The 14320-nt window shown below is 65.2% G+C and carries 15 protein-coding genes; 13 read left to right on the top strand and 2 right to left on the bottom strand.

All coding sequences use genetic code 11. From position 1 onward, the window contains the following. The 13 genes from ABT23_RS00795 to ABT23_RS00735 all read left to right on the top strand — a co-directional run bounded on the left by ABT23_RS00795 (position 1) and on the right by ABT23_RS00735 (position 12103). The gene (locus ABT23_RS00795) at positions 1-1794 is read left to right on the top strand and encodes a nickel-dependent hydrogenase large subunit (protein WP_296629783.1); all 1794 of its coding nucleotides are present in this window, start codon (positions 1-3) and stop codon (positions 1792-1794) included. Positions 1795-1829: 35 nt separating this feature from the next. Beyond that, positions 1830-2402, top strand: a complete 573-nt coding sequence (locus ABT23_RS00790; RefSeq protein ID WP_296629782.1) for a HupE/UreJ family protein — start codon at positions 1830-1832, stop codon at positions 2400-2402. A 53-nt stretch (positions 2403-2455) separates the two neighbouring features. Beyond that, positions 2456-2773: a hypothetical protein gene (locus ABT23_RS00785; RefSeq protein ID WP_296629780.1), complete on the top strand. Its 318-nt coding sequence runs from the start codon at positions 2456-2458 to the stop codon at positions 2771-2773. Between the two features lie 55 nt (positions 2774-2828). Further along, on the top strand, positions 2829-3869 hold the full coding sequence (locus tag ABT23_RS00780; protein ID WP_296629778.1) for a V-type ATPase subunit: 1041 nt from the start codon (positions 2829-2831) through the stop codon (positions 3867-3869). After that, positions 3869-5752 (top strand): V-type ATPase 116kDa subunit family protein, encoded by a 1884-nt coding sequence (locus tag ABT23_RS00775; RefSeq protein ID WP_296629776.1) that lies wholly within the window; start codon positions 3869-3871, stop codon positions 5750-5752. The genes ABT23_RS00780 and ABT23_RS00775 overlap by 1 nt, the downstream gene beginning before the upstream one ends. An 88-nt stretch (positions 5753-5840) precedes the next feature. Next, entirely contained in the window at positions 5841-6278 is a 438-nt protein-coding gene (locus ABT23_RS00770; protein ID WP_296629774.1) for an ATP synthase subunit C, read from the top strand. 4 nt (positions 6279-6282) lie between these two features. Then, positions 6283-6627, top strand: coding sequence for a V-type ATP synthase subunit F (locus ABT23_RS00765; protein WP_296629773.1), 345 nt, complete (start codon positions 6283-6285; stop codon positions 6625-6627). 107 nt (positions 6628-6734) lie between these two features. After that, entirely contained in the window at positions 6735-7385 is a 651-nt protein-coding gene (locus tag ABT23_RS00760; protein WP_296629772.1) for a hypothetical protein, read from the top strand. A gap of 5 nt (positions 7386-7390) precedes the next feature. Beyond that, positions 7391-9190, top strand: coding sequence for a V-type ATP synthase subunit A (locus tag ABT23_RS00755; protein ID WP_296629771.1), 1800 nt, complete (start codon positions 7391-7393; stop codon positions 9188-9190). After that, a complete protein-coding gene (locus ABT23_RS00750; protein ID WP_296629770.1) occupies positions 9187-10569 on the top strand; it encodes a V-type ATP synthase subunit B in 1383 nt (460 codons plus the stop codon). The genes ABT23_RS00755 and ABT23_RS00750 overlap by 4 nt, the downstream gene beginning before the upstream one ends. 106 nt (positions 10570-10675) lie before the next feature. Further along, the gene (locus ABT23_RS00745; protein ID WP_296629768.1) at positions 10676-11296 is read left to right on the top strand and encodes a V-type ATP synthase subunit D; all 621 of its coding nucleotides are present in this window, start codon (positions 10676-10678) and stop codon (positions 11294-11296) included. Positions 11297-11405: 109 nt separating this feature from the next. Beyond that, positions 11406-11843: a hypothetical protein gene (locus tag ABT23_RS00740; RefSeq protein WP_296629766.1), complete on the top strand. Its 438-nt coding sequence runs from the start codon at positions 11406-11408 to the stop codon at positions 11841-11843. Continuing rightward, the gene (locus ABT23_RS00735; RefSeq protein WP_296629765.1) at positions 11840-12103 is read left to right on the top strand and encodes a glutaredoxin family protein; all 264 of its coding nucleotides are present in this window, start codon (positions 11840-11842) and stop codon (positions 12101-12103) included. Before ABT23_RS00740 ends, ABT23_RS00735 begins: the two co-directional genes overlap by 4 nt. 10 nt (positions 12104-12113) lie before the next feature. Here the strand turns inward: ABT23_RS00735 and ABT23_RS00730 are convergent, their stop codons facing one another. Together ABT23_RS00730 and ABT23_RS00725 are read right to left on the bottom strand one after the other, a co-directional pair. Further along, positions 12114-12692, bottom strand: a complete 579-nt coding sequence (locus tag ABT23_RS00730) for a cytochrome c (RefSeq protein ID WP_296629763.1) — start codon at positions 12690-12692, stop codon at positions 12114-12116. A 271-nt stretch (positions 12693-12963) separates the two neighbouring features. Then, on the bottom strand, positions 12964-14313 hold the full coding sequence (locus tag ABT23_RS00725) for an aminotransferase class I/II-fold pyridoxal phosphate-dependent enzyme (protein WP_296629761.1): 1350 nt from the start codon (positions 14311-14313) through the stop codon (positions 12964-12966). Between the last annotated feature and the right edge of the window lie 7 nt (positions 14314-14320).

Here is a 14320-nt window from a genome sequence, read left to right as displayed (position 1 = left end):
ATGACCACAGCACAACGCGTCGTCGTCGACCCCATCACCCGCATCGAGGGGCATCTGCGCATCGAGGCCGAAACCGACGCCAGCGGCAAGATCACCCAGGCGTATTCCGCCGGCACCATGGTGCGCGGCATCGAGATCATCCTGCGCGGACGCGACCCGCGCGACGCCTGGGCGTTCGCCCAGCGTATCTGCGGCGTCTGCACCCTGGTGCATGGCATCGCCTCGGTGCGCTCGGTCGAGGATGCGCTGCACCGCGCCATCCCCAGCTACAGCATTCCGCACAATGCCGAGCTGATCCGCAACCTGATGATCGCGGCGCAATACGTGCACGACCACGTCATGCACTTCTACCATCTGCATGCGCTCGACTGGGTCGACGTGGTGTCGGCGCTGAAGGCCGATCCCAAGGCCACCTCCACGCTGGCGCAGTCGATCTCCAGCTATTCGAAATCGTCGCCGGGTTATTTTGCCGACGTGCAGAAGCGGGTGAAGACCTTCGTCGAGCAAGGCCAGCTCGGCATCTTCGCCAACGCCTACTGGGGCCATCCGGCCTACAAGCTGCCGCCGGAGGCCAACCTGATGGCGGTGGCGCACTACCTCGACGCGCTCGCCTGGCAGCGCGACGTGGTCAAGCTGCACACCATCTTCGGCGGCAAGAATCCGCATCCCAACTTCGTGGTCGGCGGCGTGCCCTCGGCCATTTCCATTCAGCCCGGCGTGGGCCAGGGTCAGGGTGGGCCGCATTATCGCGGCGGGCAGGACGCCACCGCGCTCAACGTGGTGGGCTTGGAGACGATCCAGAACGTCATCCGCCAGATGCGCGAGTTCGTCGATCAGGTCTACGTCCCCGACACGCTCGCCATCGCCGGTTTCTACAAGGATTGGGCCGGGCGGGGCGAAGGCCTGGGCAACTTCCTGTCGTTCGGCGACTTGCCGTCGAAAGGCTTCTGGGATACCGATTCCTATCTCATCCCGCGCGGCGTCATCCTCAATCGCGACCTCTCCAAGATCCATCCCATCGACCTGGATGCGGACAACGAGATTCAGGAATTCGTTAGCCACTCCTGGTACAAGTACAGCCAGGGCGACGCACAGGGCCTGCATCCGTTCAAAGGTGAGACCGAACTCAACTACACCGGGCCGAAGCCGCCGTATGAACAGCTCGACGTCGACAAGAAATATTCCTGGCTGAAGTCACCGCGCTGGCAGGGCAAATCCATGGAAGTCGGCCCGCTTGCCCGCGTGTTGATGCTCTATGCCACCGGCAACGCCCAGGCCAAGGAACTGGTGGGCTACACACTGAAGACGCTCGACGTGCCGGTCGATGCGTTGTTCTCGACGCTGGGCCGTACCGCCGCGCGCACGCTGGAATCGAAGATCCTCGCCGATGCCATGCAAGGCTGGTATGACCAGCTGATTGCCAACATCAAGGCCGGCGACATCCGAACGTTCAACGAGCAATACTGGGAGCCGTCGACCTGGCCCAGGCACATGCAGGGCGTCGGCCTGATGGAAGCGCCGCGCGGCGGTCTTTCGCACTGGATCGTCGTCGACGACGGCAAGATCAGCAATTACCAGGCCGTGGTGCCGAGCACCTGGAACGCCGGCCCGCGCGACACGCAAGGCCAGCCGGGCGCCTACGAGGCGGCGCTGCAGGACAACCATGTCATGCAGGACCCGAAGCAGCCGATCGAGATCCTGCGCACCATCCATTCCTTTGACCCCTGCATTGCCTGCGCGGTGCACGTGACCGACCCCGATGGCGAGGAACTGGTGCAGGTGAAAATCAAGTGACTTGCCGACAAGATTTTGAACGTGGAGAGCATGCAATGAAACCGATGAGCTATTCGCGCACCATCGTCCTGACTGTCCTCTGCCTGTTTGCGGGCACGGCATACGCGCACCCCGGCCATCCTCCGACCGGTTTCGCCGGCGGCTTCGCGCATCCGTTTCTGGGCGTGGACCACCTCTTCGCCATGATCGCGGTCGGCTTGTGGGCCGCACAGCAAGGCGGGCGGGCGCTGTGGGCGGTGCCCGCCGCGTTTGTCGGCGCGATGGGCTTGGGTGGCGTGCTGTCCTGGACAGGGGGGGCGCTGCCGCATGTCGAGACGGCCATCGCGCTGTCGGTGCTGTTGCTGGGGTTGCTGGTCGCCACGCAGCGACGAGCCTCCGTCGTCGTCGGCATGGGGATTGCCGGCGTATTCGCACTCTTCCATGGCTATGCGCACGGAATGGAAATGCCGCAGGCCACGTCGCCCGTGCTGTATGCCCTGGGTTTCGTGCTGGCCACGGCCTGCCTGCATGGCGTGGGCATCGCTGGCGGCCTGCTGGGCCGACGCGCGATGCGGATGGCCGGCATCGGCATCGCGGCTACCGGTGCAGCTCTGCTGGTTCTGGCGTGATCGGACGGTATGCGCCGGGCCATTTCTGAACCGGACTGAAGGAAGCCAATCGGGTGGATGATTCGCTGCAAAGACTGCTCGACGCCGAGGCCCGCGCGCAAGCGGTCATCGATGGCGCCAGCCAGGAACGCCAGCGCATGATGGACGACGCGCTGGCTGCCGTGCGCGGCGCCGAGGCACGTTTCGATGCCGGGCGAGCCGAGTTGCGGGCACCTTACCTGCACGAAGCGCAGGGGCGCGCTGACCAGATGGTGGCCGAGCTGACGCGCAAATACGGCGAGCGTCAGCGCATGCTGCGCGAACTGGCCGCCCGCCACGAATCCGAAGCCGTGGATGCGGCGCTGGCGCTGCTGCTCGACCCGACCTTATGAAGGCTTCCTGGCCCTTGACGGACAGGGCTCCCTGAATCACACCGACCCCGCTGACATGTCCGCCTACCTCGATACCCGCGTCAGCCTGTATGCCGGCCGCCTGTGGCCGGACGATGCCCTGACGGCGCTGATCGACGCGCCGGCTGGCACCGTGGCGGAAAGGCTGATCGGACACGGGTTGCCGCAACTGGCAACGGGTTACGACCGGACCGGCGGGTCCCAGGATTCCCGCTCGCTGGAACAACGCATCATCGCCCAGATCCTGGACGAGACGCGCATACTGGTCCGGCCCCAGTCCGGGGCGGCGCGTGCGTTCCTGACCTTCTGGACGGCGCGTTTCGAGATGTCCAACGTAAAGACCCTGCTGCGCAGCAAGATGACCAACGAGCGTCCCGCGGCCGTCCTCGCCCGGCTGATTCCAATGGGGACATTCGGCCGTCTGGACAACCAGGACCTGGCGCACGCCGAGGATATCGGCGAATTGTTGCGCCGCCTGGAGGCCGGTCCCTATGCCGGCATCGTGCGTCGCGCGCGGCGCGCGTTCGAACAAAGCCACGATCCGTTCAGCCTCGATGCCGCGCTCGATCGCGGCTACTACGAAGGCCTGGTCCAGCACGCCCAGCCGATTGAAGAGGCGGTGGGTGCGCCGTTCCGCAGTCTCATGGCCAATCTCATCGACCGCATCAACCTGGTCTGGCTGTTGCGCTACCGCTTCAACTACGGATTACCGCCTGCCGAGGTGTATTACCTGTTGGTGGCGTCGCATTACAACTTGTCCGGCGCGCGGCTACGGGATCTCGCTGCGCAGGACAGCCTGGAGGTCGTACTGGCCGCGCTGCCTGCCGCGTGGCAGGCCCGTCTGGCGGGCGCGACGGACGTGCCCGATGTCTTCGCGCGCATGGAGCACGTCGCCGCCGAACAGGCCTTGCGGGTGCTGCGTTCCCGCGCGCCCGGCATCGCCCGCGCGTTCGCCTACCTGATCCTGCGCGAACGTGACCTGCGCGCCGTCCGTGCGGTACTGCGCGGGCGCCATCTCGGCTTGCCCGACGACGATATCCGGCTGGCACTGCGACGCGCGCCTGCCGAGCTCAACTGATGCTGCGCGCCGAACCCCTGCTCAGAATTCAATTGCTGGTGTTGGCGTCCGAAGCGCAGGATGCCGCCCTGGCGCTGGCCCGCTTCGGCGTGTTCAATCCGGCGCCGTGCAGGGAGACCGCGTTTGCGGAATCGCCTGCGGCCGCGTATCGCGAAGCCTGGCTCGAGGCGGAGGCCCGCCTGTCCAAGCTGCAGGAGGAATGCGGCGACACCGGCCCCCTGAATCCACCGGCGGATGCCGAAGCGCCGTCGCTCGCCGATCTGCAGGAACTGAACCATTGGCTGAAAGACGTGTGGAAAGATTGCCTCGATTGCCATGAGAACGAGGCGAGGATCGAGGATGCGCGCAGTCATCTTGGTGCGCTGGAGGACACGCTGGCCAAGCTGGAAGGGCTGAATGTGAACCTGGCATACCTGCTGCGTCCCGACAGTCTGCTGTCGGCGAGCATCGGCAGTTTGCCGGCGGCGGAACTCAAACGGGTGACCGAAGCCTTGTCCATGACCGGGTACCTGGTGTCGCGTTTCGATCAGGCAGGCGAACAGGTGTTCGCGGTGATTGCCGGACCGCGCACGCGCCGGAACGAAGTTCGCGGCCTGCTGGCTCAGGCGGGCTGGCGCGAACTGCCGGTACCGGACGAACTGCGTACCCATCCGCAGGCGGCACGCGCCTGGCTGGAGGCCGAACGCATCCGCTTGAACGCGCAAACCGGCGCGGCCTGCCAGATCCGGGACGGACTGCGCGAACAATTCGGTCCGCGCCTGCATGAAGCACGCTTGCGCCTGGCCCTGGCGCGTCCATTGGCCGAGGCCGCACAGGCAGGCATACTCGGCCGCGGTGGGTTGGCTGCGTTGTCGGGCTGGATCCCGCGCCGACAGCTGGATGAATTGCGAGAAACGCTGGACGCGCGCCTGCATGGCCGCTACTGGCTCGACCCGCGTGAGCTCGCTGCCGGCGACGCGGCCGAGGTGCCGTCGCTGGTGCGCTATCCGGGCTGGCTCAAGCCCTTCGTGCCGCTGGTGAAAAGCTACGGGGTCCCGCGCTACGGCGAGTTCGACCCGGCGTTGCCGTTCGCCGTTACTTACCTGCTGCTGTTCGGCGCCATGTTCGGCGACATCGGCCACGGTGCGGCGATCCTGCTGCTGGCGTTGGCATTCGCGCGGCGCCTCGGCCAGATGGCCTGGATAGGCGTGGCCGCTGGCGCCGTGTCGATGCTGTTCGGTTTTTTCTACGGCAGCGTCTTCGGCTACGAGGACATCGTCTCGCCGCGCTGGTTGTCGCCGTTGCACGATCCGATCCGCGTGCTGACGATAGCGGTGACGTTCGGCGTCGGGTTCATCGTGTTCACGCTGCTGGTCAACGTACGCAACAAATGGGCGGCCGGACGGGGCGGCGAGGCCTTGTTCGATTCCAGCGGCCTCGCCGGCCTGGCGTTCTATCTCGGCGCCGTTGGCATCCTGGCGAGTCTGGCCCGCGTGGCGGATGTTGCGCAAACAGCCGGGATACTGGCCGGGCTGGGAATCGCCGGGGTGGCGGCGTTCAAGTGGCATGAAACCCGAGCGGGGCTGGGCGAGCGCCTGCTGGTCACGTTCATCGAAACGCTGGAAACCGCGATCAACCTGTTTTCGAATACGCTGTCATTCATGCGCGTGGCAGCCTTCAGCCTCAACCATGTGGCACTGGCGCTGGCGGTCTTCACCCTGGCGCACGGCCTCGGCATGGTCGGCCACGGCGTCACGCTTGTACTGGGCAATGTCGTCATCGTCGTGCTGGAAGGCGGCATTGTTGCGATCCAGGCGCTGCGCCTGATGTATTACGAGGGATTCTCACGCTTCTTCAGCGGAGATGGGAGGGCGTTCGTGCCGTTGCGAATCGAGAAGGCGTGAGGGGTGAGCAGTGAGCGGTAAGCAGTGAGACGGTCTCCACTCACTACTCACCGCTTACCGCTCACCGTTTACCGAAAAAGGAGAAAACATGACCTGGGTGATTGCATTGATGGGGGTGCCGGTGGCGGCCACGCTGGGCGTGGGAATCTGGTTGATGCTGAAGCCGCGCCGCGTATCCGCGGGCTGGCTCAAGGGAGGGCTGCTGGCCAACCTGGCGCTGTTCGGCCTGGGCGTTGCAGGCGTCCTGCTGATGGGCGTGCAGGAGGTCATGGCGGCCGAAACGGCTGCGACGGCCGCGCGCGAGATCACCTTGGGGCAGGGGCTGGCCCTGCTCGGCATCGGCCTGCCGACGGGGCTGGCTGCCATTGCCGCGGCGATGGCACTGGGGCCGATCGGTTCCGCATCGCTGGCGGTGATCGCCGAAAAGCCGGAAATGTTCGGCCGCACCCTGGTTTACATGGGACTGGCCGAAGGGATCGCGATCTACGGCCTGGTCATGTCGATCCTGCTGCTCGGCAAGCTCTGAGCCGATGCCGCCAGGAACCGGCAGCCCGCCCGATAGCGCGCGTCTGGTTGTATTGGGCAGCGCCGGCCTCGCCGACGGCTTCAGCCTGATCGGCGCCGACGTGTATGCCGATGCCGAACCGGCCACCGTGGAAACGGTGCTGGAGCAGCTGGTGCGGAGCGGCGAGGCGGCATTGGTACTGCTGGAGACGCCGCTGGCCCATGCCGGCGGCCCTTGGCTCAATCGCCTGCGCAACGAAGGCGGGCGCATCGTCATTACCGAACTGCCGCCCTTGCCCTCGCCCCAGGATTATGCGCCGGCGGTCGACGACGTGGTGCGGGCTGTCCTCGGGCCGGACGCGCTGAAGTAGATGCAAGTTGCAAGATACGCGTTACAAGTTACAAGGAAAAGCTGGCAACCAATCTTGTAACTTGCAACGTGAAACTTGTTACTCAAGTTCATGAATATGGAGAAAAAATGGAAGCCGATGTGCAGGTCTCCCAACTCGAGCAGGCGCTGCAGCAGCAGGCCGGGACGCTGGCGCGCGAACTTTTGCAGAATGCCGAATCGGCGCGCGCGCGCATGCTTGCCGAGTCGGCCGAGAAGCTGAAACTAGCCGGCGAGCACGAAGTGCTGGGCGCCAAGGTCGAGGCTGAGCGGCTGGTGCGGCGGCAAGGCCAGGCGGCGGAAACGCGGCTGGCAGCCGAACTCGACCGGCTGCGCTGGGCGCTCACGGAGTCCGCGCTGGCGGAGGTCAGGATCGCTTTCCGGCATCTGGTGCAGGACGAAACGCGTTATCTGGATGTGCTCGAAGCCTGGCTGGCGGCGGCGGCGCAAGCCCTGCCACCGGGCGATCTGGTGGCGGAAGTCCGGCCCGAAGACGAAAAGCGCCTGGCGCCGCGGTGGAATGAAATGCGCGCGCGTGCTGCGCCGGGGCGTAGCGTGACGCTCGCCACGCACGGACAACCCAGCGAAGGCGGCATCCGGGTAAGGCTGGCCGACAATCGCGCCCAATACGACCAGACGGTCGAAGCCCGCCACGCGCGCCTGGCCGACGAACTGGCACGCGTGACGATGGAACGCCTGTTCGCCAGCGCGCCTGACCTTGGCACGCTGATTCACGGATAGCGAATATGGGCAAAATTCTCGAGATCAACGGCCCCCTGGTCAAACTCGACCTGCCGCAGACGGTGCTCGGCGAGCAGGTGCGGGTCGGCCGCCTGGGCCTGGTAGGCGAAGTCATCAGCCGCGACGGCAATACGGCGCTGGCACAGTTGTACGAAGACACTGCCGGGCTGTGTCCGGGCGAAGAAGCGGGAGGCCTGGGTTGGCCGCTGTCGGTGGAACTCGGGCCAGGCTTGCTGGGCGGCATTTTCGACGGCGTGCAGCGCCCCTTGCAGGCGATGTGGGAACAGAGTGGCGATCGCATCGCCCGCGGCGTCGCGGTGGCGTCGCTGCCGCGCGGCCGGCGCTGGCATTTTGTGCCGGATCCCGGGCGCCGTGCCGGCATGCCATTGGCCGGCGGCGAGGTGCTGGGTACGGTGCAGGAAACCGAGTCGATCCAGCACCGTATCCTGGTCCCGCCGCGGGTTCAGGGCGAATTGCTGGAACTGGCGCCGGAAGGCGAACACACCGTGGAGGACGTGATCGGCCGGGTGAGACTCGCCGACGGCCGCATCGAGAAACTGCACCTGTTCCATCGCTGGCCAGTACGCACGCCGCGCCCGTTCAGGCAGCGCGACCATGCCGTCGCGCCGCTGATCACGGGACAGCGCATCCTCGACACCTTCTACCCCTTGCTGAAGGGCGGCAAGGCGGCGATTCCGGGTCCGTTCGGCGCCGGCAAGACCATGCTGCAGCACCAGGTCGCACGCTGGTGCAACGCCCAGATCGTCATTTATGTCGGCTGCGGCGAACGCGGCAACGAACTGACCGACGTGCTCGAATCCATGCCCACGCTGACGGATCCGCACACCGGCCGCCCGCTGATGGAACGCACCCTGCTGGTGGCCAACACCTCCAACATGCCGGTGGTGGCGCGCGAGGCCTCGATCTATGTCGGCATCACGCTTGCGGAATATTTCCGCGACCAGGGCTACGACGTGGTGATGGTGGCTGATTCCACCAGCCGCTGGGCCGAGGCATTGCGCGAGGTTGCCGGCCGGCTGGGCCAGATGCCGGTCGAAGAGGGCTACCCGGCCTACCTCGGTTCGCGGCTGGCGGCTTTTTACGAGCGTGCCGGACGCGTGGAAACCCTCGCCGGCGACCATGGCTCGGTTACGCTGATCGGCGCGGTGTCGCCGCCGGGCGGTGACTTCTCGGAACCAGTGACCAGCCATACCAAGGAAATCATCCAGACCTTCTGGGCGCTGTCGAAGGAACTGGCCGATGCCCGCCATTACCCGGCCGTGGACTGGCTGGAAAGCTTTTCGGGCTATGTAAACTCCGCTGCGAAGTGGTGGGCGGACAACATCGATCCGGGTTGGGAAGCCGCGCGTGCCGCCGCGCTGGATCTGCTCGCCGCCTCCGAGGAACTGCAACGCATCGTCAACCTGGTCGGTGTCGAGGCGCTGTCGTCCGAGCAGCGCTGGACGCTGGAAGCCGCCAGTTTGATCAAGGAAGGCTTGCTGCAGCAGGCCGCCACCGACGAGGTCGACAGCTTCGCCTCGCCCGAGAAGCAGTTCGCGCTGCTGACGGCATTGCTCGACATCCATCGTCAGGGCATGAAACTGGTGAAGCTCGGCGCGCCGGCCCGGCGCCTGATCCAGATGCCGCTGCTGGCCCAGGCGCGACGCTGGAAGAGTCAGCACAGCTCGGACGACCTCGACGCGTTGAAGGTGAAGATCGCTGCGATCCCGGCGGCCTTCGAGCCGTTGTTGCTGGAATATGCGCCCGCTGCCCCGTCTTCGGCGATGGAAGAGATCCGGCCATGAAGAACATCGAATTCCGTACCGCCGCCTCCGCCCAGGGAGGGCTCGTCGTCATGGCCGGCGTGCCCGGTGTGGCGGCCGGCTCGCGCGTGCAACTGCGCGACCATGCCGGCCGTGTGCGTTCCGGCCTGGTCATCCGCAGCGCCAACGATGCCGTGCTGGTGGAAGTGTTCGAAGGGACCGATGCACTCGATCTGGAACGAACCTGGGTACGTTTCCTGGAGGAACCCTACAAGTTGCCCGTGTCGCGCGACATGCTCGGCCGCGTGTTCAACGGCTCCGGCCGGCCATGCGACGGGCGCCCGCCCGTCATTTCCGCCGACCGTCGCGACATCAATGGCGAGCCGCTCAACCCGGCGGCGCGTGCCTACCCGCGCGAATTCATCCAGACCGGCATCTCGGCCATCGATGGCATGAATTCGCTGACACGCGGCCAGAAACTGCCGATCTTTTCCGGCGGCGGCTTGCCGCACAACCGGGTGGCGGCGCAGATCGTACGCCAGGCCAAACTGCTGGGCGAAGAAGCCGCCGAGTTCGTGGTGGTGTTCGCCGCCTTCGGCGCCTCGCACGCCGACGCCCGCTTCTTCCAGGAAAGCTTCGAGGAAAGCGGGGTGCTCAACAAGGTGGTGATGTTTCTCAACCTCGCCGACGAGCCGGTGATCGAACGCCTGCTGACGCCGCGCGCGGCGCTCACCGCCGCCGAATACCTCGCCTTCGACCTCGACTATCACGTGCTGGTAGTGATGACCGACATGACCGCCTATGCGGAAGCGTTGCGGGAAGTCGCGGTGCTGCGCGGCGACGTGCCGGCGCGCAAGGGCTACCCCGGCTATCTGTATTCCGATCTCGCGGAAATCTACGAACGCGCGGGACGCATCAAGAACCGGCGCGGCTCGATCACCATGATCCCGGTGCTGTCGATGCCGTCGGATGACATCACTCATCCGATTCCCGACCTCACCGGCTACATCACGGAAGGCCAGATCGTGCTCGGGCGCGAGCTCGCCAACCAGGGCGTGTATCCGCCAGTGACCGTGCTGCCGTCGCTTTCCCGCCTGATGAAGGACGGCATCGGCAAGAATTTCACCCGCGAAGATCACCCCCACGTCGCCAGCCAGTTGTTCGCCAGCTACGCCAAGGCGCTGGAAGTGCGGGGGCTGGCCGCCATCATCGGTGCCGAAGAACTCTCCGACGCCGATCGCCGCACCCTGGCGTTCGCCGACGCCTTCGAGCGGCGCTTCATCAACCAGGGCGAGGACGAAGACCGCAGTATCCATGAAACGCTCAACCTCGCCTGGGACCTGCTTTCCCTGCTGCCGCCGGAATCGCTGATCCGGGTGTCGGAAGAGGAACTGGCGAAGTATCACAAGGGGACGGCGTGAAACAGATGCAAGGTGCAAGTTACAAGTTACAAGGAAAAGCAATGGATTGCGTCCTTCTTGCAACTTGCAACTTGAATCTTGTACCTGCCGTCCGGAAGGACGGCGCATGAAGAAGCGCCTTCCCGTCCCCCCCACGAAAAGCGCGTTGCTGCAGGTCGGCAGGCAGGCGCGTTTCCTGGAGCAGGGCCGGCAGATGCTGGAAAAGAAACGCGATCTGCTGACCCGGCTGGTCTATGAACGGCTGGCGCAATATCGCGAGTTGCGCGCGCAGACCCAGCGCGAACTTGCCGAAGCCTACCGCTGGCTCGGTATCGTGCAGATGCGCATGGGCGAGCAGATGCTGCGCCAGGCGTCGGTCGGATTGAAGCCGGCGGTGGCGATCAAGGTGGTGGCGCGTTCCAGCGTCGGTGTGGAATATCCCAGCGTGTCGGCCGAGCCGTTGCCCTTGCAGCCGGTCGGCTTGATGTGGACCGACGTCAGCTTCGACGAGGCGCGTATCCGCCTGCGCGAACTGACCGTGACGCTGGCGCGACTGGGCGAGGCGGAAAACGCGCTGTGGCGGTTGCTCGCCGCCAGCCGCAAGACGCAGAAGCGGGTCAATGCCTTGAAATACAACATCATCCCGCGCTATCAGGCGACCGTACAACACATCCGTGCCGCACTCGAAGAGGACGAACGCAACACGCTGTTCCAGATCAAGGTGCTGCGGGCACGCCAATCGGTTTGAGCGTACCCTTGGACATCCCAAGGAGCCCATGCCTGATCCTGGTTGGATGCGTTGTCTTTGGCAGGTCGTTGGGTCGTTATTGCAATACGATTTTCGATGAGGAGGTTTCATGCGCTATTCACGTGAAGCGATGGTTTTTGGCTTGGTTGTGGCGTTCACCGGCTTGACATGCCTTGCCGGCCCCCGGCTGGCCGAAGCGGGAGGCATGGGCGTAGGCATGATGGGGCCCGGCATGATGGGATCTCCAGGCAGTCCTGAGGAGGCTTCTCCCGGCCAGGTGAATCCGACCCGCGCCAAGGCGCTGCTGGGCTACATCCATGAACACAACCCGGCCTGCCTGCAATGCCATGTGGTGTCGGGGGCGAGCTTCGGCCCCTCCTTCGAGTCGATCGCGACCAACTATTCAAGTCGGGCGGATGCGGAGAACCTGCTCGCCATGCACATAGCACACGGCTTTGGCCGCATGCCGCCGGGGTTGGCCAGCGATGCCCAGGCAACGCAGCTTGCCCGGCTGATCATGGGCCTGTCCGTGACATCCAGGCCATGACCGGCACTCGTTCCGGCAACGGGCAAGTCATCGTCTACACCAGCCCGGGATGTCCCGATTGTGCCGCGGTCAAGCGCTATCTCGCGGATCGCGGCGTCCCGTTTGAAGAGCGGGACATTACCGCCCCGGGCGTGGCCGATGAAGCCAAGTCACGCTATGGGGTTCGGGTCGCCCCCATCACGGTCATTGGCGCGTCGTTTTTTTATGGAACATTCGCCCAACAGAAACCACAGCTCGACCAGGCGTTGGCAAGCACGTGAGCCGGATCGCTCACTCGTGGACATGCGAGTGGTCGCCATGGGCGTGACCATCGGAGCCGTCCCCGCCCGACTCCATATCATCATCTGGCGGGGCCTTGGCGACCATCTCCTTGTATTGCGCCGGGGTCATGGCGGGTAGTTTCCTCAGGAAGGCGACCATGCTCCAGATCGTCGGATCGTCATGACTCATTCCCCAGGCCGGCATCGCGCTCATCTTGAGGCCGTGCTTGATGACCCAGAAGGCCTCCCGGGGTTCTACGCTGCCTTTGCTCAGATTGGGCGGTTTGGGATACAGGCCGGGACGCAGTTCGGTATCCCGCATTCCTGGTGCCAGATGGCAACTGGTGCACATTGCGGCGTATTGGCCCGCACCTTTCAGGATCACGTCTGGATCATCTAGGTTGGTGGGCAGCGCGACGGCGGAGGCATGGTGTTCGACGGAACGATCGCGCGCGGTTTGCATCAGCGTGTAGGTGATTTTCCAGTGGGGACTGTCGGCGCCAGGATTGTAGGTGCCTGACCATATGAATACGCCGGCGCCAAAGATGGCGAGTATTAGCAAAAATAGGGCTGTCTTGACGAGGGTCATACCCGATCCTTAAATGAGCGATATATTAAGCCTGACCATGCGGATTCTTGAAAGTGCGCATGCCTGAATGAAATCTGCAGGGGATCCCAATCACCCAAGCGAAACAGGTGATTTGAAAAAGCAGGGATCAGACGGGCGACCCAAGTCGATACACGCGCTGGAAATGACTCGTCTCGTTAGTTGTGGATCATCGCATGCCCGAATGTGACGGGCTCATGGCGGTTCGAGAGCGGCGACGGGAGAGCCGAAGCGCCGAAGCGCGATAACGCATTTACCCGGCAAGCGCAGCAGCCGTATCCAGGCGTGCCAATATCTCGTCCATCCATTCACGGTGCTCGGGTTTCATGACACAGGCGCGCAGACAGGTCAGCGTGTCGGTATCCCAGGTTCGTACCGGTGTACAGACTTCCAGCATGGCCTTGGGCAGGGTGACGAGCGCCAGATGCAGGTCGTGTTCCCTGGCGGCGGCATGCAAGGCGCGCGCGCGCAGGGATGCCTGACTGGCGGTGTCGGCCCGGACGGCCCAGACGACGATGTCGAGCTGGGGCGGAAAGAGCGGGGCGAAACGCGCGTCGCCAGCCAGGGCACCATGCAGGGTCAGGGCGGCCATGCGGCCGGCCGCCAGATCTTGCGCGAAGGTTCCGCCGGACACCAGCGGCAGCAGGCGCTGGGTGGCCCACAGCGCGACGGCCACGGCACCTGGACGGGAGCATTCCAGGGAAATTTCGCCCAGATGCGGGTCGTCCGAGCTCAGGTAGGTGTAGGGCGAGTCGTGGCGGTAGTGGTGCCTGACGGCGGGGTCGCGGAACAGCACGCAGCCGCAGCCGTAGGGCTGGAGCCCGTGCTTGTGGGGGTCGATGGCAAGGGAGTCGGCCTGCGCAACGCAGTCGAACGCCTGCCGGGTTTCGGCGTCCAGGTTGTCGGCCAGTGTGAAGTAGCCGCCGTAGGCGGCGTCGACATGAATCCGGAACGTGTGGCGCGCGCGCAGGGCGAGGATCCGTTCGAGCGGATCGACGGCGCCGGTTGCCGTCGTGCCCAGGGTGACGACTACCGTGCCGATCGTGCCGTCCTGCAAGGCGTCTTCCAGGGCAGCGGCATCCATGCGTCCGCGCGCGTCGGCCGCGATGGAACGGAACGGTACGCCGAGCACGCCGGACAGGCGTTCGTGGGTGTAGTGCGCCTGGCTGGAAGCGGCAATGGCCTTGCCGGGATGTTGTTCGCGCGCGACCCAGAGCGCTTCGAAATTGGCCAGTGTGCCACCGCCGCACAGATGCCCCTGGCTGTCCGGCCAGCCGACCATGCGCGCGATTTCGCCGATGGCTTCCTGCTCCATGATCGAACTGGCGCGCCCGCCGTCGTAGGCGTGATTGTTCGGGTTGAGCCAGAGGGTCAGCGTGTAGGCCAGCCGCGCGACGGGATGCGGCGGCTTCTGCATGTGCCCGACGTAGAGCGGATGATGGTAGGGCGCGTTGTCCTGCAGCCGGTGGGCCGCGGCGAGCAGCGGTTCGCGCAGCTGGGCGAGGTCGACGGTCTGCGGGACGTCGGGAAGATGCCGGAAGCCGTCCGCCAGTACGGCCAGGGCTTCGTCCAGCAGGGCCAGGCTTTCCCGGTCGAATGGCATGGGGCTC

The organism is Thiobacillus sp. SCN 63-57, from assembly GCF_001725555.1.
Classification (GTDB): Bacteria; Pseudomonadota; Gammaproteobacteria; order Burkholderiales; family Thiobacillaceae; genus Thiobacillus.
This window is presented reverse-complemented; position numbering and strand designations above follow the sequence as displayed.